We start from the raw sequence: 22397 nt of genomic DNA on the forward strand, positions 1-22397 counted from the left end.
CTCTGCTGGACATCGACATCGAGGCCGTCCGCCGCAACCCTGCCGACCAGGGCAAAGGGCTCGTCCCGCAGCCCAAGCGGTGAGTGGTCGAGCAGACGAACGGCACGCTGATGCTCCACCGGCGTCCGGCCCGTGAGTACGGCCACCGGCCCGACACCTCCGCCTCGCGCGTCTGCCGGGCCTCCACCGCGAACANGGCCCGGCGCCTCACCACACCCACGCCGGCCTGGCGCGACACCATCGGGCTGGCCGCGTGAACATCACCGAACTTCTGGTCGACCTTCACATCCAGGAGAACGCGGCCACGGCCCGGGCGGACGAACTCCGCAATCAGACCGCGCACTCCANCGCCCCTCTCGCCGAGACCGAAGTCCGCCTCGCAGACCTCGCCACCACCCGCAANATCATCGCCGAACTCGTACCTACCGGAACCGAACCNGGTCCCCCCGAGTCGAGCACCGCCTACCAGGCCNTCGCCGACGCCTTCAGCCAGCACCCCGACCAGGCGTTCCNGGCCCGCGAACTGCACGAACTCCTCGACACGCCCACCGACGAGGCATCCGTCAACATCACCCGCAGCCGCCTCGGACGACTCACCCGCCAAGGCTTCCTCACCCAACCGGACGAGGCCGCTACCAGAAACGGACTTAATGCCCACTGAGGTTGAACTCGCGGTGTTGTAGGGGCTGACGGCTCGTCGCCTGTGCGGTATCACCAAGGCATGAGGTATCCGCAAGGGAGCGGACTGACTGCCGAAAGGCAGTGGTTTCGCGAGAGGTTACGACTCAAGGCGGCCAAGAGGGCCGCACAGGCGGGAGTTCGCCACGTCCCGGGACTGGCTGACGATCTACTACCTGCCGCCCTACGCACCCGACCTCAACCCCGTCGAAGGCATCTGGTCACTGCTGCGGCGCGCTGGCTCTCCAGCGTTGTCTTCAGTACCCCGAACACCTCGTCCAGCGCACCGACGCGGCCTACGGCACATCCAGTACGGCAACGACCTCATAGACGGCTGCCTCACCGAGACCGGCCTGACCATTAGACCCAAGTGAGCAACGACACGACATCACGAGTTCCACCTCAGCCGACCCGTATCGCTTGCCCCTCAGCGCCAACAACGCGCAAACGCTATTCGGTGGTGGCCTAGACAACGGAAGCAGGGTATAGGGGGAGTTGGTGGCTCAGTAGCGACAGCACGAACCTGGCAGACGGCCCACCGCTTGATGATGAAGTGGGCCGTCGATATTGCCCCAGACCTTGAAGACAGCGCCAAACGGGCATGCCCGCGTGGCCAGACTATTGGGCCGTGCCCTGGCCCTGGACCGGAAGTCCCATGGTACTGCCCACTCCAGCACAGCGCACAGTACTGATAACCGGTGGGTCCAGCGGTATAGGATCGGCTACGGTGCGACTGTTCGCCCAGCGCGGCGACCAGGTCTGGTTCACATATCACCATGGTCAGCAGCAGGCCACGAACCTCATCACGAGATGGGAGCCGCAGGCGCGGCAACCGAGTTGGCCGTGACAGAATGGATGCTCTCCAAGGTCGGATGGCAGCCGCCAGACTCATCGGGAGTCCTGGTTCACGGGGGCTCTCTGGCCAATCTCACCGCTCTGCTGGCCGCCAGGGCTCGCGCCTTCCCCTCCGCCTGGGAACAGGGAACTCCAGCAGAAGCCGTAATCCTCGTGCCCGCCGGAACCCACGTATCAGTGGCCCGCGCAGCATCGATCCTGGGGCTGGGCTCGCGGGCGGTGCACCCCCTGCCCTGCGACGACCTCGGCCGTACCCGGGGCGAGCGCGTCGCGGAAGCCATTGAGCTCCAGCACCGCGCTGGTCGGCGGGTCATGGCCGTTATCGCCAACGCCTGCGCCCCTACCACCGGTCTCTACGACCCGCTTGAGGCAATGGCCACGGCATGCCGAGACAAACGGGTCTGGCTGCATGTAGACGCTGCCCACGGTGGCTCTGCCCTGTTGGTGCCCGAACTACGCACCCTCCTGCGCGGCATCGAACAGGCCGACTCAGTGACCTGGGACGCACACAAGATGCTGCGCACGTCCACGCTGGCCGCAGCTGTCCTGATCCGTCGCAGCGAGGATCTGCACCACGCCCTCCGGCAGTCCGCCGACTACCTCTTCTTCAACGACGCCCGCACTGGCCCAGACCTGATGCACTGCACCGTGGAAGGCTCCAAAGCAGAACTCGGCCTCAAGATATTCCTGAACCTTGCCTGGCGTGGCGAACAGGGGCTCGCCGCGTATGTTCACGGCCGCCACCAAGCAGCCCGCACCTTGTGGAGAATGGTCTCAGCCAGGAACACTTTCGAAGCCCTGAGCGAGCCGGAGAGTAATCTTGTTTGCTTCCGCTACGCCGATGGTAACGATCCTCATAGCGAAGTCCGCCACATCGCGATACGCGACCGCCTCATGGGCCAAGGTACTTTTCACCTCGCATCCTCATTGGTACGCAACAGACGCTGGTGGCGGGCGACAGTCATGTCCCCAGCCTCCGACCAAGCCATATTCACCCAACTGCTTGACACCCTTGAGATCGCCTATCAAGAGGCCTCATATTGATCCGAAACGGTTTGGGTTCTGGGTCGTTGGTGGGGTGTGAGCGATCTGGTGGGGGACGCGCGGCATCTGTCGCCGTCGGCGCGGGAGGCCCCTGCGGCTGCGGGNGGTGGCCGCGTTGGNGGCGGGGCGGGACCGTGAGGACGTGGCGGNGGTNTTCGGGGTGTCGCTGAAGGCTGTCGACGGGTGGTGGGTGAAGTGGCAGGCCGGNGGGCGGGAGGCGCTGGTCATGCGTCCGCGTGGCAGGCCGGTCGGTGTGCACCAGGTGTTCGGGGAGTCCGGGCAGGCCGCGGTGCGGCAGGCGGTCCTGGACCACCGGCCCTGTGACGTGGGGCTTTCCGGNCAGCTGTGGACGCGGCGTCTGGTGGGCGATCTGATCGCGAAGCTGTACCGGGTGCGGATGACCGAGGTGGGAGTGGGCAAGTACCTGAAGCGGTGGGGGCTGTCCTCCCGGCGCCCGGACAAGCGGGCCGTCGAGCAGGACCCCGGATGCGGTCAGGCGCCGGCACGAGGAGACCTGGCCGAAGATCCGGGCGCGGGCGAGAGCCGAGGGCGGCGAGATCCTCTTCGCCGACCAGGTCGGGATCCGCTCGGACCGGGTCGCCGGCCGGGCCTGGGGTGAGAAGGGCAGGACAGCGGTGGTACGGCGGAGCGGGAACCGGTTCTCGGTGAACGCGGTGCCGGCGATCAGCACCAGGGGCCGGATGCACTTCATGGTCTTCGCCGAGAGCTTCACCGCCGAGGTGATGTGCCGCTTCCCGGACCGGCTCGCCGGCCACTTCGACCCCAAGGTCCACCTCGTGGTCGACGGGCACTCCGTCCATCGATCCAGGAAGGTCCGCGACTGGCTCGCCGCCCACCCCGACGACGTCGAAATGCACTTCCTGCCGCCGTACTCACCCGAGCTGGACCCCGACGAGCTGGTCAACGCGGACCTCAAGCACAGCCTGCCCAAGCAGCACCGGGCCCGGAACCAGGCCGAACTCGCCGCCGAGACCCGCCGCTTCTTCCGCCGACGTCAGCGTCAGCCACACATCGTCCGCGGCTACTTCGGCGGCCCGCACGTCCGCTACGTCCTGGACGAGAACCCCATGAGTTTCTGGTCAATAGGCAGCGGTCCCAGCGAGGATCCCGGCAGGCGTGGTCATCGTCCTCCGACCGTCGCCGCAGCGGCCTCACCCGAGGTTCACGTTTCGTATCACCGCGAAGGGTGTCGGTGATGGTAATCACCCGCTTGGTTCTGCCAGCCAACAGGACGCGCCGTTCCGCCGACGGACAGAGGCCCACATGAGCCCGAACAGTACCCACTGGATGAACTACGCCACTAGCGTCGCGGAAAGGGCTCCGCACCAAGGGCGGCGAGTCGGCGTCGCCCTCGTTTCCGAAGGCAATGAGTTGATCTGCTCCACCTTCGAGGGCGAAGCAGCCGGCGGATCCTGGTATCGCACTCTGCGGAGCAAGATTCAGGAACTCGGGACACCCAGCGTTCACAGCGCATATCTGACGATCAACATCCTGTCAGCGGACGGCTCGTTCGAGCTCGGTGAACTCCTGGAGGAAGTGCGTGTTGACAGGGTCTACGTCGGCCTGCCAGACCCTGCGTTGACGACGTACCTCGACGACGATCCCGTCACTGCAGGAGGCCATGTCCACCGCTTCTCCGACAATTTGCAGCGTCAGATTCTCAAGCAGAACCAAGGCCATGGGAAGAACTTCGAGGTCGGGCCGCCTGTCCACGATGACCGGGTGCGGCGGGACTTCACCGCACCCGGGCCGAACCGGCTGTGGCTCACGGACATCACTGAGCACGCCACCGGCGAGGGCAAGTTGTACCTGTGCGCGGTCAGGGACATGTACTCCGGCCGCATCGTGGGCTATTCCATCGACGCCACGGCTGCACAGCCCACACGGAGCGAGTACACGACGTCGTTCGCGGACGCCTTGATCTGCCGGGACAACGGCTGGTGGAGCGCCTTCGGCAAGCGAAGAGGGGCCTGGGAGCGCGGCGTGACCCTGTACGGCATCCCGCCCGCCGGAATGCGCCGCACCATGGCACCCGAAAGCGGGCGGGACCACGCCCACGCCATCGCCGAGACCGCGCACGCCTGGTGGACGTCCAACCGCGGGGGTTCCAGCGAACCGGGCCATCGCGGTCGGTACTCTGGCCGCCCTCGCCCTCTCCGCGCCCTCACGGCCGGACGGCCCCGACTACGGCCCGCTCCTACTTACGCCCATGTCCACACCAAAGTCACTTTGAACTACGCAGGTCGGGACGATTGGGGCTGCTAACTGGCCATACTGATGACCGTGTTCGTTACGTCGCGTTCACAGTCCGAGACTCACAGCGACCGGCCGAGTGGGTTGTCGACGTGCACAGATGAAAAATATGGGCGAGGTCTGGGCACACCCTCCCCCTCCGTCGGTGCAACAATGATTGAGCCACAGAGGTGAAGGAGTACTTGAATGCACGGTTCATTGCTGCGAGCATCTATCCATCAGGGAAGTAGAGCGCCTGACGGCCTGAGTGATGGAACGTTGATGAGTCGACCATTCGAAAAATTGACACGATCAACTCAGCGAAAGAGGTTGCGGTCTCTGGCTTTCGAGTCACTTGAGGGCTGCGGCGTCATCGCACGTGAAATCAGACTTCTACAGTTCGAGGACAATGCGGTTTATCTCGTCGAAGCGGACGGCGGGCGGTACGTTCTGCGTATGTCCGTGCGCGACGGCCGGAGCCCACAGGAGCAGGAATCCGAGCTGGGGTGGATGGACGCGTTGGTCTCCGACAAAGCAATCATCGCTCCGAAGCCCGTCCATGCAGGGCCGGATCGCAAGGTGTTGAGCCAGACACCTTCCGGATGGCCTGAGACCGTAACGTCTGCAGTATTTGAATGGATTCCCGGGAAGGCATCCCCTGGTTCTTTGAACGCGGAGATGGCCGAGGAACTCGGACGTGTGACCGCGAAGCTCCATGAACACGCAGTGCGCTACGAAATGCCCGCCGGATTTTCCCGTCCCGCGTGGGGGCATGCGCAGATTTTCGAAGACGGAGCGGCAGTGAGTGACCCTCTGGCGGTCGAGCGACTCGACGTCGGGGAGCAGGACCTGTTGGTCCAGGTGGGCGAGGCGGTGCGCGATCGGCTGCCCGAGCATGTCTCTGCTGAGTGGGGGTTGATCCACGCCGACCTGCACAGAGGGAACCTCGTGGTCACACCCGACAACAATCTGGCGGTCATCGACTTCGACGACTGCGGCCTCGGGTACTACATGCTCGATGTAGCCACGGTCCTGTCGTCTTTTCTGCGGTCAGTCGGCCCCGCCAAGTATCCGAACTTCGCCGAGAAGTATGTCTGCGGATACCTTTCCGTCCGGGAGTTCCCGGCCTCGATAGACCGCTTGAACGAATTCCTGGTCATGCGCGACATGATCATCCTGAACTTCATCCTGGGCTCCCGGAACAAGGCCGTCATGGAATGGGGGCCCAGCCGCGCCCAAGGGATTCTCGATCTGATGCGAGAATACCTCAACACCGGAAAATACCCAGGCTGGCTAAACCTTACCTGAATCATGAAACAGATAGAGAGGAGGCCTGGATGGACACTCGGAGTCATCTTGACGTCCGACCGAAGAACGCTTTCGACGGATTAGGTGTTCGATTACGTCGATTATTCTCGCCGGAGACGGGAAGGAGCCTGATTGTACCGCTCGACCATGCCATCACCATGGGGCCGACCGGGGGACTGCAACGTCCACGCACCATCATTGAGGCCGCAGCACTCGGAAAAGCGGACGCGGTGATGCTCAGGCCCGGTATGGTCAACTGCCTTTCCGTGGCCGGCGCCGAGAACCTGGGAGTCATTCTCGCCCTGACAGGACGGCTAGCCTCGGGCGTGGATCACGTCCTGCTCAATTCGGTCGAATACGCTGCGGCCCAGGCGGCAGACGCCGTTTGCGGAGAGTTCAAGTTCGGTTCATCCGGCGATCTGGAGAACGCCCGCGTCATCGCGGAACTCGCCGAACGCGCACACGCTGTGGGGCTTCCTGTCCTCGTCACGGTCTACAGCCGACCCGAGATTCTGGAGAAACTCGGAACCGATGCATATGCACACGCGTGCCGGATCGCGGAGGAGATCGGGGCTGACGTCATCAAGACCTCCCTACCGGACGACGGCGATATCATAGCACAGTGCGTCGAGAGCACTTCGGTGCCCATCGTGCTGGCGGGCGGGCCCCCGGACGCGACGGTGGTCCTTGAGGACTTCCTTCGCCGAGCGGTAGATCAGGGCATCGGCGGCGCCGCGATCGGGCGCCGCGCCTGGGGGGCCGACAAGCCAGCTGAGGCCATCCGCAGCCTGGCGGCTGCCGTCCACGGAGGTCGCAAGCATGTCTGAGCCAGTTGATCTGCTGGTCATCGGGCTCGGTTACGTGGGGCTGCCGCTCGCCAGGGAAGCCGTCCAAGCAGGCCTCAGCGTCCGTGGGTTCGACGTCAGTCCGCGCGTGGTCCGCGGACTGAACGCAGGAACGTCCCACATCGACGGCGTCAGCGACGAGGACATCGCGCAGCTGCGCGCGGCTGGCTTCACGGCCACCTGCGACGAGGACAACTTCGGCGCGCCCCGTGCCGTCGTCGTGTGCGTGCCAACGCCGTTGGACGACGTGGGCCAGCCCGACCTGTCCAAGGTGATCGGTGCCACCGGCATGGTGGGTCGCCGGCTGCGCCGGGGCATGCTGGTCGTGCTGGAGTCCACAACCTTCCCCGGCACCACGGACAACATCGTCAGGCCCATCCTGGAGGAGTCCGGGCTGCGCGCCGGTGAGGACTTCGGGCTCGCCTTCTCACCCGAGCGCATAGACCCCGGCAACGGCGAGTATGGTGTGCGCAACACCCCCAAGATCGTAGGAGGATACACCTCGGGCTGCACCCGCCGCGCGATGGAGTTCTACTCCCGCTTCGTCGTCAAGGTTGTGGCGGCTAAGAGCACTCGGGAAGCCGAGATGGCCAAAATCCTGGAGAACACCTACCGCCAGGTCAACATCGCATTGGTCAACGAGATGGCCATGCTCAGCCACGAGTTGGGCGTCGACCTGTGGAACGCCATTGACTGCGCGACGACCAAGCCCTTCGGCTTCGCCCCCTTCCAGCCCGGCCCCGGCGTCGGCGGCCACTGCATCCCAATCGACCCCCTCTACCTGTCCTACCAGGCGCGGATGCTGGGCTGGCGGTCTCAACTGATCGACCTGGCCCAGGAGATCAACGACAGCATGCCGCGCTACGTCGTGGAACGCGCCGCTCGTATGCTCCTGCGGCACGGCGCCGAACTCACCGACTCCCGCGTCCTGGTGCTGGGCGTCACCTACAAGGCGGACATCTCGGATCAGCGGGAGTCCCCCGCCGACGACGTCGTGCGGCATCTGCGGACGCACGGCGCCGATGTCACCTACCACGACCCCTACGTCGGGCACTGGGCCGTGGACGATGTGGCCGTCCCGTACGCCGACGACCTGGACGCCGCCCTGCGCACGGCCGATCTGACGGTCGTGCTCCAGTGGCACTCGCCCTATCGAGAGCACGTCGACGGATCCAGGACCCGCATGCTCTTCGACACCCGAGGCTGGCTCGCCGACCGCGATGTCGCGGTTCTCTAGCGTGCCAGTCTTCCCGCTTCCGCCCCGCCCTCTTTCCGTCTGGCATCCGCCCATGGAGGACGTCATGTCCGTACTCCGATTACTTGACAGGGAAAACGCCTCGGAGCTGCCCGACGTCTGGTTGGTCACCGGAGTGGCCGGCTTCATCGGCTCTCATCTGCTGGAAACACTGCTGGAGGCAGACCGGCAGGTTGTGGGCCTGGACAACTTCTCGACCGGCAAGAAGGAGAACCTAGCGGACGTGGCGGCCCGAGTCGGCCCCGACCGGTGGGGGCGCTTCCGCCTGATCGAGGGTGACCTGCGATCCCGGGGGGACTGCGACGCCGCCGTCCACGGCGTCGACATCGTCCTGCACCAGGCCGCGCTCAACTCCGTACCCCGGTCCATGGCTCAGCCCGTCGCGGTGCTGGAGACCAACAGCCTTGGCTCGGTCAACCTCTTCACCGCGGCGGCCGAGGCTGGCGTGTCCCACGTTGTCTACGCCAGTTCCAGCTCCGTCTACGGTGACGTCTCCGCCCCGATGCGCCGTGAATCCGTGCTCGGCGAGCCGATGTCCCCCTACGCGGTGAGCAAGCGCGCCATGGAACAACTGGCGGCTGTCGTCCACCGCAACACCGCGACGACGCTGACCGGCCTGCGCTACTTCAACGTCTTCGGCCCGCGGCAGAACCCGGACGGGCCGTACTCGGCCGTCATCCCCCGCTGGATCCGCGCGCTCCTGGCCACGGAGTCACCCGTGATCTACGGGGACGGCACCCAGTCCCGGGACTTCACCCACGTCGACAACGTCGTACGCGCGAACATCTTGGCAGCGGTACGGACGCCCGGCGACCACCAGGTCTTCAACGTCGGCACCGGCCACGGCACATCGCTTAACACCCTCTTCGAGGTCCTGCGCGCCCAAGTCGCGGCCGTTACCGAGCGGCCGGAGATCGCCGCCCTGCCGTCCGCGCCTGCACCGCCGCGCGCCGGTGACGTGCTCTCCGCGCTGGCCGAACTCAGCCTGGTCCGGCAGGAGCTGGACTATGAGCCGACCGTCGGCCTTGTTCAAGGGCTGCGCGCAACGGTGTCGCACTTCGCAGGGACGCCCACCACTCACTCCCCCGAAGCGAGGATCTAGAACGTGCGTGTTGTCATGTACTGGCACAACGGTAGGAGTCTCGGGCACACGGCCGAGAGCGCGAAAGTGGCCCACGGACTGTCTGACAGCGGCGAGGAGGTGAACCTCTCAGGCCTGACCGGCGCCTACCGCGGGCTGGACCTGCTGCCGTCCGGCATGGACGTAGTGAAGCTGCCCGCTTTCACCAACTACGACAACGTTGCCGGTTGGGGCGCCCGCGGGCGGAGCGCGATGGAAGCTGGCCCACTGTTCCAGATGCGAGCAGAAATGGCCGAGGTCTTCCTCCGCCACTACGCACCCGACGTGTTCATTGTCAACCACCTGCCCAAGGGCGCCGAGGACGAACTGGCACCAGCGCTGACCCGTACCCGCGGCAGCGGCGGGCGCCGGATCCTGACCCTGCGCGGTGTCCTCTTCGACCGCGAGAAGACCGACCGCGAGTACTTCTGCGAGGACAGTGCCCGCTGGATCGACCAGCACTTCGACGCGATCCACGTCCACACGCACCCCGAGGTCTTCCAACTCGAGGAGCACTACGGCGTACCGGCGTACCTCAAGGACCGCATCCACTACACCGGTTACCTGGTCGACGAGTTCCGGCTGGGCAAGGACGCCGCCCGCTCGCACCTCGGAGTCCCCGACGGGGAGCGCCTGGTGCTGGCGAGCATGGGCGGTGGACAGGGCGCGATGCCGCTGTGGAGCGCGCTGATCGACGCGCTAGACAAGCAGCGCCCCCTGTTCGACCGTGTGCGGCTGGTGACCGGACCCTACCTGGAGGCAGCCGACGCCGAGGCCCTGCGTGAGCGTGCCGCGTCGCTGCCGTGGCTGGAGATCGTCGCCTACGAACCGGCGATGATGACCTGGATGGCGGCGGCCGACCTGTTCATCGGGGCCGCCGGCGCGAACATGCTGAGCGAGGTGCTCGCCGTCGGCTGCAACAGTGTGGTCATCCCGCGTCAGGTGCGGGAGTCGGAGCAGCGCATCCACGCCCGGCTGCTCGCCGACCGCGGGCTAGTCCGCATGTGCGACCTGCCCGCCGTCCTCGCCGGCGAGGCGGGCACCGTCCTGGCCGAGGCCCTGCGTGAGCCGCTGGCCCCCAAGGCGGGGCACCTGCTGGGCGGCGCCCGTCGCTACCCGCAGCTCTTACGAGGGGATGACGTGTGAGCGAGCTGGATGAGACCGCAGCACAGCAGGACGACAGCGACCTGCGCGTGTGTTTGCTGGTGCGCTACTTCACTGTCGGCGGCCTGGAGCGCGTGGTGACATCGCTGGCCAACGAGTTGGTGGAGCGCGGGGTCGACGTACGCGTCGTGGCTCTCGCGGTCGCCAAGCGCAACGCGCTCATGACCGAACTCGACCCGCGTGTGGAGGCTGTCTCCCTGTCCGGGTCGCCGCTGAAGCGGCTGGCGGACGTCGCCCGACTCACGCGCGGCCGGGTCGTCCACATCCACTTCGGTGACGGCCGAATCCACCCGCTGGTCAGGCTGGCCCTCAAGGGCCGACGGGTCGTCGTGTCGTACCACAGCGTCTATACACACAAGCGCAGTTGGCTGCGCAATCGTATCGACCAGTACTTCAACCGCCGGGCTGCCCAGGTACTCGCTGTCTCAGAGGCGGTGCGGGACTTCTGCGCCTCACAGGTCGGTCTTGCGCCCCAGCAGGTCGAGGTGGTCCCCAACGCCATCCGGGTGGACTGCCCGGAGCGCGTGGACGAGGGGAGCGACGGTCGGCTCACCGTGATCAGTCTGGCCGGGCTGTATCCGCACAAGAACCAGGCAGCAGTGCTGGCCGGTGTGGCGCAGGCCCGACGGCGGGGCGTGGACGTCCACTTGCGGGTGATCGGCGACGGGCCCGAGATGGCCGAGCTCTACCAGCAGAGCCTCGCGCTGGGCATCGCCGACGCCGTTGAGTGGTACGGCCAGGTGTGGCGCCGCGACTTGGTGCTTCCGCTGCTGATGTCGTCCCAGGCGTTCGTCTCGGCGAGCCGATTCGAGGGCATGCCCATCTCGATCCTGGAGGCTATGGCCGCGGGTCTGCCGCTGGTCCTCTCCGACATTCCGCCCCACCACGAGACGGCGGGCGAGGCATGCCTTTACTTCCCGCCGGACGAACCGCAGGAACTCGCCTCCGCGCTGGCGGAGTTGGCTACCGACCCCCATCGGCGCAAGGAACTGGGTGAGTTCAGCCTGGAGCGCTCCGGGCACTTCGACCTCGACCTGTTCACCGACCGCCACCTGCGGGCCTACCGGAGGGTGAGCGGCCGGTGAGCAGCGAGCAGGGCACGGCCGTCGTCAACGCGTCGATCGTGCACACCGACCGGCTCGGCGACGGCGAGTGCCTGTTCCTGCGCGACGGAGTCATCGAGTACGCCGGTGCGGACCGCCCGCCGCCCATCGGGTGGGACGTCGTCGACGTCCGGGGGCGGCTCGTGCTGCCCGGGCTCGTCGACATCCACGTGCACGGTGCGCGCGGCCGTACCTTCAACGAGGCGGACGCCGGGGCCTGGTACAGCATCGCCGCCGCGCATGCCGAGGCGGGCAGTACCAGCCTACTGGCGACGCTGGCCTCGGACAGCCTGCCCGCCCTGACCGCGGCCCTGGCCGCGGGCCGGCGGACAGCGGCCGGCCACCGGCCCGTCGGCGCCCACCTCGAGGGCCCCTATCTGAACCCGGAGTTCGGCGGCGCGCATCCGGCTGACGCCCTGTGCTTGCCTGACGACGGTGCGTGGCAGGCGCTCCTGTCCGAGCGGGATTTTCTCCGCATGGTGACGCTCGCTCCCGAACTGCCTGGGGCGGACAAGGTCATCCGTGCCTTCACCGAGCAGAACGTCACCGTCTCGGCCGGGCACAGCGGGGCCTCCAGCGGGGTGCTGACCGCCGCGCGCTCCCAAGGGCTGCGCCATGTCGCCCATCTGTGGAGCGGACAGTCCGCGCTTTTCAAGGAAGGACCGTGGCGCAGGACCGGGCTGCTGGAGGCGGTGCTGGCCTCCGAGGACCTCACTGCCGAACTCATCGCCGACGGGCGACACCTGCCGGCGGAGCTGGTGCGGATCGCGTACCGCTGCCTGGGACCGGAGCGGCTGTGTCTGGTCTCGGACGCCTCAGCCGGTACCGGTCTGCCGCCGGACACCGTGTTCTCCATGGGCGCGGCCCGGGGAATCGTCGCCGACGGCGTCGCCCTGGCCCAGGGCGGCGAGTCGTTCTGCGGAAGCACCAGCTTCCTCTCCGACGTCCTGCGCTTCACCGTGCTGGAGGCGAGAGTGCCGCTGGTGGACGCCACACGCATGGCGACTGCCACTCCGGCCCGGGTCGCGGGCATCGCCGAGCGGGTGGGTTCCCTCGTCCCCGGCGCGGATGCCGACCTCGTCGTCATGGACGACGTCCTCAGGGTGCTGCGCGTCGCCCGCCGCGGCCGATGGCTGGACGAGGGCGCGGAGCGGCCGGCGGACGGGCAGGAGGAAGCAGGCGATGGCTGAGCCCCGGCCCCTCCGGTACGCGCTGAGCGGAGCGGGGAAACGGGCCTGGAAGACGTATCTCCCCCTGTTCGGACCCGACGCGTACGCCCCCGGCATCGGCACGCTGGTCGCGGTGGCCGACATCGACCCGGAGCAGCGTGCCGCGGTGACGGCCCGGTGGCAGGTTCCCACGTTCGGCGGGGACATCCGCTCCATGCTGGCGGCGACCAGGCCGGACATGCTGATAGTCACCGCGCCGGACCACGCCCACGCCGAGCAGATCCAGGCCGCCCTGAGCGCCGGGGTGGAGGTGCTGACGGAGAAGCCGATGACGCTGTCGGCGGCGCAGGCGGAGTCCGTTGTGGCCGCAGAGCGCGGCTCCCCCGCCTCCGTACGCGTGGCGCACAACATGCGTTACCTCAATCTCCATCAGACCGTCAAACGCCTGCTAGACGAGAGAACGATCGGCCAGCCCGTTCAACTGCACCTGGCCTACCGGCTGCGGCCGGGTCACGGGCGCAGCTACTTCCTGCGGTGGCACCGCAGGACGGAGTCCTCCGGGGGGCTACAGATCACCAAGAGCTGCCACCACTTCGACCTGCTCAACTGGTGGCTGGCCGACCGGCCGCAGGAGGTCGCCGGCTGGACTCGCCGGGTCCACTACCGTCCGGACGCCGACACGGCGGACCGGCAGGTCCCGGCCGACGCGGACATCGCCGACGTACTCTCGGCCGTCATCCGCTACCGCGGGGGAGTGACCGCCCACTATTCCCTGTCGGCCCGGTCGTCCTGGGAGGGCTACACGCTGACCGTGCTCGGCACGGAAGGCGAGCTGACCACCCGGTACGAGGTGGAGCCAGCCGACGGGGCGCGGCGGGCCGAGGACTACACCGTCGAGGTGAGCCCACTCAGCGGACCGCCGCGGTCCTACACGGTCTCTCGGGAGACCGGCAGGCACTCCGGCGCCGACGCGCACATGATCGACGCGCTGCTGCGGCACTCCGCCGCGCAGCCGGAAGACCATACGGCGACCGCGGTCGACGGCGCCTACGCCGTGGCCGTCGGCGAGGCGCTGACCCGCTCGGCCGCAGGCGGCGCGGTGGTCGCCGTCGACGGACTGCTCCCCGGGATCTGCGCACACCCCGCCCATGCCGAACCGGCCTGGGCCACGACAAGAAAGGAGAGCTGAATGGATGCCACCGGCGTACCGGTTGTCCTCCGTGTCGACGAACTCGCCCCCGGGCAGTCTCGGACGTTCGGGCCGGCGGGCGAGGAAGCCGTCGTGGTGCTCCTCAGCGGGCGATGCGACGTCCGCTTCGACGACGGCCCCCACTGGGAGCGGCTGGGCGGGCGCAAGGACGTGTTCGACGGCAAGGCCACCGCCCTTTACACGCCCGTCGGCAGGGGATGGCGGATGACCGGGGGGCCGGACGGCGTACGCTTCGCGGTCGCGTCGGCGCCGGCCTCGACACCGCACGAGCCCTACGTCGTACGGCCCGGTGAGGTCCGCTCCGAACGGCGCGGCACCGGGGTCTACAGCCGTGAAGTCCATGACATCGTCGGACCCGAACAGCCCTCGGACGGCCTACTCGTGGGCGAGACCTTCAGCGACGAGGGTGTGTGGTCGAGTTATCCGCCGCACAAGCACGACGCCCACGACCCGCCCCACGAGAGCCACCAGCGGGAGGCGTTCCACGTGCGCGTCGACCCTCCCTCAGGGTTCGGGGTCTTCCTGCACTACGCGTCCCCGGAAGTCCCTCGACAGGCCCAGGTCGTGCACGACGGCGACACCGTCACCGTGCGGGACGGCTACCACAGCTTCGTCGCCGCGGCCGGGCACCGCTTCTACTATCTGTGGGCGCTGGCCGGCACCGAACGGCAACTGCACTTTCGTACCGACCCCCGCCACACCTGGCTCCTGGACGGTACCCGGTGACCGGCGGCGGCTTACCCAGCCGGATGCGGGCGGCCGTATGGCGCGGCCCTGGCAGGCCGCTGACCGTCGAGGAGCTGCCTACCCCTCAGGTGGAGGAACCCGAGGACGTGGTGCTGCGGGTGCGGGCCGCCATGTTCGGCGCCGCGCTCGTGCGGGCCGTCACCGTCGGGCATCCGCGGCTGTCGCCGCCGGCCGTGCTGGGCACCCTGGTCGTCGGTGACGTCGTCGACACCGGCTCCGCCGTGCGGCACCTCAAGCCGGATCAGCGGGTCACCCTCGACCCGCACCCGCCGTGCGGACACTGCGCCAACTGCCGGGACGGACTCCGGGCGCTGTGCGACACCAGGATCAGCATCTCGCCCGGTGCCCACGCACAGTACGTACGGATCCGCCCTCCGGTGGCCACGCACGCCAGGACTGTTCCCCCGGAACTGTCCGCAGGCGCGGCGCTGCTCACCGAGATCGTGGCCTGCGTTCTGGACGCCACCGACACCTCCGGCATCGGCCCCGGCCAGGACGTGCTGGTCATCGGCTGCGGGCCGGTCGGGTTGATCCAGGTGCAGCTGGCGCGGCTGCGCGGGGCACGGCGGGTCTTTTGCAGCGTCAACCATCCCGGTCGGCGTGAGCTGGTCGACCGGGCCGGTGGTATCCCCGTGGACGCCCAAGACCTGTCCGCCGACCATTTGGCCGTCCTCACGGCGGGGCGGGGCCCGCACGTGGTGGTCGAGGCGGTCGGCAGCGCCACGACGTACGCCTGCGCCTTCGATGTCGTGCGCGACGGCGGAACGGTCATAGGCTTCGGCGGCTGCCCGCCCGGCACCACCGTCCCCCTCGACGTTAACGCCGTGCACTACCGCCGCATCCGTTTCATCGGCAGCTACCACTACGAACCAGGCGTGTTCGAGAAAGCGGCCCGGCTGCTGGAGACCGGCCAGGTCGACCTGGAGCCCCTGCTCACCCACCGCATCCCCCTCGACCGTATCGCGGACGCCGTGACGACAGCCCGCCGCTCCGACTGCCTGGTGCCGATCATCGAGCCCTGAAAGGACTGATTGACCCATGCACAGCACTCGTGTCCTGTTCACCGAGCCCGGGCGGGTGGAACTCCGCCGCGAGGTCCTGCCCGAACTCTCCGGCGACGACCTGCACGTACGGACCCGTATGTCACTCATCAGCTCTGGAACCGAACGCAGCTGCCTCCTCGGCGAGTTCGAGCGGCCCTCGCACTGGGCCTCCTGGGTCCGCCACCCCTTCGCCCCCGGCTACAGCGCCGTCGGCGAGGTCATCGCCACCGGCCCCACGGCCGCCCGTCACCGGCCCGGCGACCGGGTTGTGCTGCGCCGCTCCCACCAGAGCCACGCGGTGGTGTCCGAGGGGTCCGTGTACCCGGTGCCGGACGAGATCGGCGACGAAGCGGCGACCTGGTTCGCGCTGTCGGCCATCGCCCAGCACGCCGTCCGCCGCACTGGCGTATTGTTCGGCAAGCCGGTCGCGGTCGCGGGCCTCGGCCCGCTCGGCCAACTCGTCCTGCAGTACGCGGCCGTCGCCGGCGCGAGCGAGATCTTCGCCGTGGCCCGCGGCGAGGCGCGGCTCGACGCCGCGACACAGCACGGCGCCACCACCGTCCTGTCCGGCGGCATCGAGACCGCCACCGCCGCGGTCACCGAACTCACCGCTGGCGAAGGCGTCGGCGTGGCGTACGACGTCACCGGTGCCCCTGACGCGCTGGCCGCGCTGGCCGGTCTGACCCGCGAGTCCGGAACGCTCGTCCTCGTCGGGGACACCCTCTGGCCCGGACAGCAGGTGCTCGGCGGGACGGTGCTGCGCCGAGCCCAGACCGTCATCGGGATCCACGACAGCGACATCCCTCGCGCCACCGCCGGACGCCATCTGTGGGACACCTTTGCCGAGAACGTGAAGCTTTTCTTCCAACTGCAGGCGCAGGGGCGCATGAAGGTGGAGGACCTCGTAACCCACACCTTCCCGGCGGCCGAGGCCGAGGCCGCCTACAAGGTCGTCGCCGCACCGGACAACGACGCCATCGGAGTCCTGCTGGACTGGCGGGAGTTCGACCGCTGAGCCCCACGCCCACGCCTGCTTCCTCGCACCGCCCCCTCATGTGAGAAAGGGAGAATTGATTATGACTGTACGTGTCGGCTTCGTTGGTGTCGGCTACATCGCCAAGGAGCACCTCAAGCGGGTACTGACCGACCCCGAGGCGGAGGTGGTGGCGCTGTGCGACACCGACCCGGGCGCCGCGGAGACCACCCGCGCGAGCGTGCTGGACAAGCTCAAGGGTAAGGCGCCGGACGACACCCTGAAGGCCTTCGCCCAGGTACCCGTCCACACGGACCCGGTGCGCATGTTCCGGCAGGCGCACCTGGACGCGGTCTTCCTGTGCCTGCCACCCTTCGCGCACGGCGAGGTGGAGTTCGCGGCTATTGAGGCCGGGATTCCCTTCCTCGTGGAGAAGCCCGTGGCCCTCGACCTGCCGCTGGCGCGGAGCATCTCCGACGCCCTGCGCGCCAAGGGACTGATCGGCGCCGCCGGTTACCAGAGCAGGTACTCGGGGATCGTCCCGTTCGTCCGCGAGACACTGGGCGACCGGACGATCGCCATGGCCCTCGCCCACCGCTTCACCAAGCTGCCGCCCAGGGACTGGTACCGGCACCAGAACCGCTCCGGTGGCCAGGTAGTGGAGATGGCCACCCACCAGGTGGACCTGCTGCGTCTTTTGGTTTCCGACATCTCCACGGTGTCCGTCTCCGCTGGCCGCCGCATCGCCACCCACGCTCCGACGGACATCTTCGACGCCTCCGTCGCCAGCCTCAGCTACGACAACGGCGCGGTCGGCAGCCTGGTGACCAACATGGTGTCCGGCCACGGTAACCCCACCTACGCACGCGGCATCCACATCATCGCCGACGGACTGACCGTCTCGATCCTCGGGCATGAGGGCGAGGCACGCACCGTGCAGGTGGTGACCGTCGAGGGCCGCCAGGAACGGACGTTCGACGACGACTCGATGGCCGCGCAGGATCAGGCATTCGTCCGCGCGGTGCGCGACGGACGCCCAGAGCTGGTCCTCGCCTCCTACGACGAGGCGGTGAACACCCTCGCGGTCACCCTCGCGCACCAGCAGTCCGCCGAGACCGGGCAGCCCGTACAGGTGAACGCCCTGCTCAGCCATGCCGTCTGAGTCCCCCGCTGACGTGCCCACCCCACTGGAAGGAGCCCGTATGCTGCTGGGAGCAGGTACCGACACAGTCACCGACGACTACACCCTGGACCAGAAGTTCGCCGAATTCCGGCGGCTATGCCTCGACTTCGTGGAAGTCCCCCTGCGCAGCGTCGACGCGTCTGCCCGGGCCGAGGGGTATCGCGAGCTGGCCGCGGCGCACGGACTCACCATCGCCTCGGCCGTGGTCGCGGAGTTCGTCCGGCTGCCCGACGTACCCGAGATCAAGCGCGCCGAAGCCCTGCGCAAGGTCGTCGACACCGCCCTGACTGCCGTGGACCTGGGCTGCGACCTGGTGCTGATCCCCGTACGTGTCAAGGCCGAGGAACCCCAGCGCGCGGTGATCTACGCGAAGGGATACGCCGAACTCCTGGCGGCAACAGACACGCACGGAACAGTGATCGCAGCGGAGTTCGTCGGCGGCGCGCTGCCGGCCGAGGCCGCAGACCTGGTCAGGTCCCTCGACAACCCCAGAGCGCGGCTGTTCTTTGACGTCGGCAACTGCCTCTACGCGGGGGCTGATCCGGTCGCCGACCTGCGGGAGCTGCTGCCGCTCGTCGCACAGGTCCACCTCAAGGGCGGACCGGACACCCCGCTCGCCGCGATGCCCTTGCGTGAGCTGCACGACGTGTTGCGGTCCGGCGGCTTCACGGGCCGCTCCGCTCTGGAGATCGAGTCCCCCAAGGGCCGCCAGAGCCTGCGGGACGCGGTGTCCGTCCTGCAGATGTACGGGCTGTGGACACCCACGCGCGGGGGGAACACCGAGCATGCGGCGTAAGGCCCAGGTCTTCCTCACCTTCGACGTGGAAGACCCCGTCACCCCCGCCAGCGACGACGCCGTGGTCTGGCTCGCCGACCTCCTGCGGGAGAAAGACGTGAACGGGGCCTTCTTCCTCACCGGCGACAAAGCGCGCGCCCTCAGGCAGCGGCAGCGGCTGGACGTCTTCGAGGCACTGCGTGGCCACGACGTCGGCTACCACACTAACCACCACTCGACCCATCCGACCGTCGCCGAATACCTGGAGCCGCACGGCTGGGCGGACGGCGTCGCAGAGGTCGTCCGCCGGGAGCTCTCGGGAGCGGACCTCATCCGCGAGCTGTCCGGCCGGCAGCTGTGCGGCTTCGCCACAGCCGGCACATCCTGGGGACCACACGTACCCGGCGCGCTCGCCGCACTGGGCATCCCCGCCCACGTCCACTCCTTCAGCAGGACCGGCGGCGGCCACAATCCCCACTGGTATGCAGGCGCGCTGTGCTTCGCCCGCTCCGAAGCGGTCGGGCCCGTCGAGGACGACCTCCAGGACCAGGCCCGCTTCGCGGAGCTGCTCGGTCGGCTGCCCCAGCTCATCAAGGAGGCGGCCGAGTCGGAGGACCGCATCCTGCATCTGTACGTCGGCCATCCCACGATCTTCGTGAACCAGGAGTTCTGGGACGGCCTCAACTACGCGTCGGGCCGCAACCCCGAACCCGGCGTGGCGCTCACGGCCCCGCGACCACGGTCGAGCGGGGGCACCCGCACCATGCTGGACAACCTGGCCCTGCTCATCGACACCGTCCAGGCCTCCCCGGACGCGGAGTTCGTCGCCTTCAGCGACCTCGTGGCGGCCCGGCGCACCGAACCCACCTTCCGCGAGGGCTGGTTCACCACGGCCCTGGCCGAGGCCGCGAAAACGGACGATATCCGTACGACGTCACGAACGGTGTCACCCGCGCAGCTCCTACACGCCGTCTGCCGCGCGGTCCAAGGCGAGGACGTCAACCGGTCCGGACCGGGAGGTGACGTACTGGGACCGGTCGAGCTCCCGAAGCCCGGGGAACCGGTGGACCACCCGGCAGGTCTCGACCACGAGCAGTTGCGCGCGGTAGCCGCTTCCGTCCGCCGGACCGTGGCCGCCACCGGGACGCTGCCAGCTGTGGCCCGGGCCGACGGCATCGCCGTGCCGGTGGCCACGCTGTACCGGTCGCTGCTCGAGTTCACCGCGCGGGGCGGTGCCGACGTGCTGCGGGCCCTGCCAGAGACGGTGCCGCTCACGGCGGGCACCGAATTCCCGTGGATCGCCGACGAGATCAGTGAGCACTACGGCCGGCGGGTGCGCCGTTGGATGCACCGGCCGGACCTAGACGTGACGGAACTCATGCGGCTCACCCGCGCACAGACGTGGTCGCTGCGGGCCACGGCGTCCGGCTGAGCCACGTTCCGTCTTTCTCGTTCCTCTTCCAACGCCCCGGCTGAATGAAGAAAGTGACCAAGTGATGGCACTCGGGAAGACCTCGGCCCGACGTCCGGATGCTCCGCCGCCCCTGAATCTGTGGCGGGTACGGGACTTCTTGATCGTCTGGTGGGCACAGGTCACCTCGCGCATCGGTACACAGATCTCCCAGTTCGTGCTCCCCCTCCTGGTGCTCAGTTCCACCGGCTCGGCGAGCACCGCGGGAATGATCGCGGCGCTGGAGCAACTGCCGTACCTGATCCTGGCCATCCCGGCCGGAGCGTTGGTCGAGACATGGAACAAGCAAGTCGTCATGGTGGTCGGCAACTTCACGCGCGCCGTGCTCTTCGGGCTGCTGGCTGGTTATCTACTGAGCGGTGGCACTAGCATCCTTTTCATCGCCGGGACGGTGCTGTGCTCCGGGATCGTCTACGTCTTCTTCGACCAGGCCAGCAGCACGGTCTTCCCCCGTATCCTCCCGGCGCACGAACTCGCCCGCGCATCGGGCTGGGTGGAAGGTACGACGGCGATGACCGAGGTTCTCGGACCAGCCCTCGGCGGGGCGCTGATCGGCCTCGGCACGACCACGATGGTGGGCGCCGGCTACGCCTTCGGGGCCGACGCGATCACCTACATCATTGCCGGGATCGGCGTGCTGTGCCTGCGAACCTCCCTGCGGCCGACGGCCGTCCGAGAGCGGCAAGGCTCGCTGCGGGCCTCCATCCGCGAGGGGATCACCTATCTCTTCAGCCACGCGGAACTACGACTACTGGCACTGGCGAACTTCGTCAACATCGCTGTCCTGGGCACGGTCTGGCTCAGCTTCATGACCCTGATGAAAACTGAGTTCCATATCGGCTCGTCCGGCACGGGTCTGCTCCTTTCTCTGGGGGCGCTGAGCGGAGTACTGGGCAGCTTCTGCAGCGGGATTCTGCACCGACGCCTCGGAGCGTACGGGGTCATGCTCTTCACGGGGCTGGGCTGGGCGGCCGGTGAACTGATCATGGCAATCGCACCGGCGCCATGGGTCGCCGTGTTCGGCCTGGCCCTGGCTCTGTGGGTGGCGCCACCCTACTTCGCGACTCTCTACGCCCACCGCATGGCGATCATTCCCCAGCCGATGCATACCAGGATTAACAGCATGTACCGGCTCCTTGCCCAGGCCGGTCTGCCCTTGGGGCTGGCCGGCGGAGGCGTTCTGCTGGAGTTCGTGGGCGCACGCGGGTTCCTGCTCCTGGCCGCCGCCGTGTTCCTGGCGGCGGCAATCACCGTGCAGCTGCACGTCCGCAGCGGGAGGAATCGCTGACTCCATTTCCGAGCACTCACCTGAGTGCGTTGTGGCAAAGGGAGTCCCTGTTCGGTGAGCAGGGGCCCTCTTCGTGTGCGGGGCGTGGTCGCGGAGGGGTAGGGGCAGGCTGAAGCTTCCCCTTGATCGTGGACATGTGGAGACTGGGACCTGAGGTTCCAGAGGAAGTAGCACCAGGTGGGAAGCAAGTGCACGAAGCGGTACACCGCGGAGTTCAAGCGGGACGCCATCGCTCTCGTCGACTCCACGGGCCAGACGGTCACCGCCGTGGCCCGGGAGCTCGGCATCAGCTCCGAGTCTCTGCGCGGCTGGTGCCGGCAGGCCAAGGCGGACAGGGGCGAGGGCGCCCCGGGAGAGCTCACGACCGCCGAGCACGAGGAGCTCAGGCGGCTGCGCCGGCAGAACGCCGGACAGGTCAAGACGATCGAGGTGCTGCGAAAGGCCGCGGTCTTCTTCGCGAAGGAGAGCGGTCGGTGAACGAGACGTACGCGTTCATCGAGGCGGAGAAGACCACCCACGGCGTCGCTTTCCTCTGCCGCCTGCTCAAGGTGGCCCGCTCCTCGTTCCACGCCTGGCTCGCCGCGGCGAAGATCAGGGCAGCCCACCGGGCCGCCGACCAGGCCCTGGTGCACGAGATCACCGTGATCCACATCGGCTCGCGCCAGACCTGTGGCGTCCCGCGCGTCCATGCCGAACTACAGCGCCTGGGACGGCGAGTGAACCGCAAACGGGTCGCCCGCCTCATGCGCGCGAGCACGGTGTCCAGGGCGTCACCCGCCGCAAGCGCCGTTCACTGACCAGGCCAGACAACAAGGTCAGGCCGGCCCCGGACCTGATCAGCCGCGACTTCCACGCCGAGATGCCCGGCACGAAGCTGGTCGGCGACATCACCGCGCTGCCGACCGCCGAGGGG

At 68.1% G+C, this 22397-nt stretch carries 20 protein-coding genes and 3 pseudogenes; all 23 read left to right on the forward strand.

Annotated elements, in window-relative coordinates; genetic code table 11:
* Window positions 1-257 (forward strand): annotated as a pseudogene (locus GTY84_RS34965) (IS5/IS1182 family transposase); the annotation flags it as partial.
* A gap of 555 nt (window positions 258-812) precedes the next feature.
* Window positions 813-1052, forward strand: a pseudogene (locus tag GTY84_RS17730) (transposase); the annotation flags it as partial.
* Between the two features lie 481 nt (window positions 1053-1533).
* Window positions 1534-2577 carry a pyridoxal-dependent decarboxylase gene (locus GTY84_RS17735; protein ID WP_161227267.1) on the forward strand — a complete coding sequence of 348 codons (1044 nt, stop codon included), beginning with the start codon at window positions 1534-1536 and terminating at the stop codon, window positions 2575-2577.
* Between the two features lie 142 nt (window positions 2578-2719).
* The gene (locus GTY84_RS33920; protein WP_345943473.1) at window positions 2720-3196 is read left to right on the forward strand and encodes a winged helix-turn-helix domain-containing protein; all 477 of its coding nucleotides are present in this window, start codon (window positions 2720-2722) and stop codon (window positions 3194-3196) included.
* The gene (locus GTY84_RS33925; protein ID WP_345943474.1) at window positions 3102-3794 is read left to right on the forward strand and encodes an IS630 family transposase; all 693 of its coding nucleotides are present in this window, start codon (window positions 3102-3104) and stop codon (window positions 3792-3794) included. The genes GTY84_RS33920 and GTY84_RS33925 overlap by 95 nt, the downstream gene beginning before the upstream one ends.
* 502 nt (window positions 3795-4296) lie before the next feature.
* A pseudogene (locus tag GTY84_RS17745) lies at window positions 4297-4464 on the forward strand (IS3 family transposase); the annotation flags it as partial.
* Window positions 4465-5112: 648 nt separating this feature from the next.
* On the forward strand, window positions 5113-6138 hold the full coding sequence (locus GTY84_RS17755) for a phosphotransferase (protein WP_161227268.1): 1026 nt from the start codon (window positions 5113-5115) through the stop codon (window positions 6136-6138).
* Window positions 6139-6167: 29 nt separating this feature from the next.
* Window positions 6168-6965, forward strand: a complete 798-nt coding sequence (locus tag GTY84_RS17760; protein WP_161227269.1) for a hypothetical protein — start codon at window positions 6168-6170, stop codon at window positions 6963-6965.
* Entirely contained in the window at window positions 6958-8220 is a 1263-nt protein-coding gene (locus GTY84_RS17765; RefSeq protein WP_161227270.1) for a nucleotide sugar dehydrogenase, read from the forward strand. Before GTY84_RS17760 ends, GTY84_RS17765 begins: the two co-directional genes overlap by 8 nt.
* Window positions 8221-8284: 64 nt before the next feature.
* Window positions 8285-9340 carry an NAD-dependent epimerase/dehydratase family protein gene (locus GTY84_RS17770; protein ID WP_161227271.1) on the forward strand — a complete coding sequence of 352 codons (1056 nt, stop codon included), beginning with the start codon at window positions 8285-8287 and terminating at the stop codon, window positions 9338-9340.
* A gap of 99 nt (window positions 9341-9439) precedes the next feature.
* The gene (locus GTY84_RS34970; RefSeq protein ID WP_161227272.1) at window positions 9440-10504 is read left to right on the forward strand and encodes a glycosyltransferase; all 1065 of its coding nucleotides are present in this window, start codon (window positions 9440-9442) and stop codon (window positions 10502-10504) included.
* A 47-nt stretch (window positions 10505-10551) separates the two neighbouring features.
* Complete coding sequence (locus tag GTY84_RS17780; RefSeq protein ID WP_161227273.1) at window positions 10552-11607, forward strand: glycosyltransferase family 4 protein; 1056 nt, start codon at window positions 10552-10554, stop codon at window positions 11605-11607.
* Window positions 11604-12815, forward strand: a complete 1212-nt coding sequence (locus GTY84_RS17785) for an amidohydrolase family protein (RefSeq protein ID WP_161227274.1) — start codon at window positions 11604-11606, stop codon at window positions 12813-12815. The genes GTY84_RS17780 and GTY84_RS17785 overlap by 4 nt, the downstream gene beginning before the upstream one ends.
* Window positions 12808-13983 (forward strand): Gfo/Idh/MocA family oxidoreductase, encoded by a 1176-nt coding sequence (locus GTY84_RS17790; RefSeq protein WP_161227275.1) that lies wholly within the window; start codon window positions 12808-12810, stop codon window positions 13981-13983. The genes GTY84_RS17785 and GTY84_RS17790 overlap by 8 nt, the downstream gene beginning before the upstream one ends.
* A complete protein-coding gene (locus GTY84_RS17795) occupies window positions 13984-14730 on the forward strand; it encodes a 5-deoxy-glucuronate isomerase (protein ID WP_161227276.1) in 747 nt (248 codons plus the stop codon).
* A gap of 23 nt (window positions 14731-14753) precedes the next feature.
* Window positions 14754-15773, forward strand: coding sequence for a zinc-binding dehydrogenase (locus GTY84_RS17800; RefSeq protein WP_161227277.1), 1020 nt, complete (start codon window positions 14754-14756; stop codon window positions 15771-15773).
* A 16-nt stretch (window positions 15774-15789) separates the two neighbouring features.
* Entirely contained in the window at window positions 15790-16809 is a 1020-nt protein-coding gene (locus tag GTY84_RS17805; protein WP_161227278.1) for a zinc-binding alcohol dehydrogenase, read from the forward strand.
* A 61-nt stretch (window positions 16810-16870) separates the two neighbouring features.
* Window positions 16871-17929, forward strand: coding sequence for a Gfo/Idh/MocA family oxidoreductase (locus GTY84_RS17810; protein WP_161227279.1), 1059 nt, complete (start codon window positions 16871-16873; stop codon window positions 17927-17929).
* 40 nt (window positions 17930-17969) lie between these two features.
* Complete coding sequence (locus GTY84_RS17815; protein WP_161227280.1) at window positions 17970-18746, forward strand: sugar phosphate isomerase/epimerase family protein; 777 nt, start codon at window positions 17970-17972, stop codon at window positions 18744-18746.
* Window positions 18736-20157, forward strand: a complete 1422-nt coding sequence (locus GTY84_RS17820) for a polysaccharide deacetylase family protein (protein WP_161227281.1) — start codon at window positions 18736-18738, stop codon at window positions 20155-20157. Before GTY84_RS17815 ends, GTY84_RS17820 begins: the two co-directional genes overlap by 11 nt.
* 64 nt (window positions 20158-20221) lie before the next feature.
* Entirely contained in the window at window positions 20222-21484 is a 1263-nt protein-coding gene (locus GTY84_RS17825) for an MFS transporter (protein ID WP_161227282.1), read from the forward strand.
* A gap of 177 nt (window positions 21485-21661) precedes the next feature.
* Window positions 21662-21961: a transposase gene (locus GTY84_RS17830; protein WP_161227283.1), complete on the forward strand. Its 300-nt coding sequence runs from the start codon at window positions 21662-21664 to the stop codon at window positions 21959-21961.
* Entirely contained in the window at window positions 21958-22281 is a 324-nt protein-coding gene (locus tag GTY84_RS34975) for an IS3 family transposase (protein ID WP_161224614.1), read from the forward strand. The genes GTY84_RS17830 and GTY84_RS34975 overlap by 4 nt, the downstream gene beginning before the upstream one ends.
* The last annotated feature ends 116 nt before the right edge of the window (window positions 22282-22397 follow it).

This window comes from Streptomyces sp. SID8352 (assembly GCF_009862265.1).
Lineage (GTDB): Bacteria > Actinomycetota > Actinomycetes > Streptomycetales > Streptomycetaceae > Streptomyces.

Bases quoted from the DNA above. Each gene is read 5' to 3' on its own strand.
- GTY84_RS17755 (WP_161227268.1), top strand. From the start codon at position 5,113: ATGAGTCGACCATTCGAAAAATTGACACGATCAACTCAGCGAAAGAGG.
- GTY84_RS17800 (WP_161227277.1), top strand. From the start codon at position 14,754: ATGCGGGCGGCCGTATGGCGCGGCCCTGGCAGGCCGCTGACCGTCGAG.
- GTY84_RS17765 (WP_161227270.1), top strand. From the start codon at position 6,958: ATGTCTGAGCCAGTTGATCTGCTGGTCATCGGGCTCGGTTACGTGGGG.
- GTY84_RS17805 (WP_161227278.1), top strand. From the start codon at position 15,790: ATGCACAGCACTCGTGTCCTGTTCACCGAGCCCGGGCGGGTGGAACTC.
- GTY84_RS17770 (WP_161227271.1), top strand. From the start codon at position 8,285: ATGTCCGTACTCCGATTACTTGACAGGGAAAACGCCTCGGAGCTGCCC.
- GTY84_RS17815 (WP_161227280.1), top strand. From the start codon at position 17,970: ATGCTGCTGGGAGCAGGTACCGACACAGTCACCGACGACTACACCCTG.
- GTY84_RS17825 (WP_161227282.1), top strand. From the start codon at position 20,222: ATGGCACTCGGGAAGACCTCGGCCCGACGTCCGGATGCTCCGCCGCCC.
- GTY84_RS17810 (WP_161227279.1), top strand. From the start codon at position 16,871: ATGACTGTACGTGTCGGCTTCGTTGGTGTCGGCTACATCGCCAAGGAG.
- GTY84_RS17760 (WP_161227269.1), top strand. From the start codon at position 6,168: ATGGACACTCGGAGTCATCTTGACGTCCGACCGAAGAACGCTTTCGAC.
- GTY84_RS17820 (WP_161227281.1), top strand. From the start codon at position 18,736: ATGCGGCGTAAGGCCCAGGTCTTCCTCACCTTCGACGTGGAAGACCCC.
- GTY84_RS17790 (WP_161227275.1), top strand. From the start codon at position 12,808: ATGGCTGAGCCCCGGCCCCTCCGGTACGCGCTGAGCGGAGCGGGGAAA.
- GTY84_RS17735 (WP_161227267.1), top strand. From the start codon at position 1,534: ATGCTCTCCAAGGTCGGATGGCAGCCGCCAGACTCATCGGGAGTCCTG.
- GTY84_RS17795 (WP_161227276.1), top strand. From the start codon at position 13,984: ATGGATGCCACCGGCGTACCGGTTGTCCTCCGTGTCGACGAACTCGCC.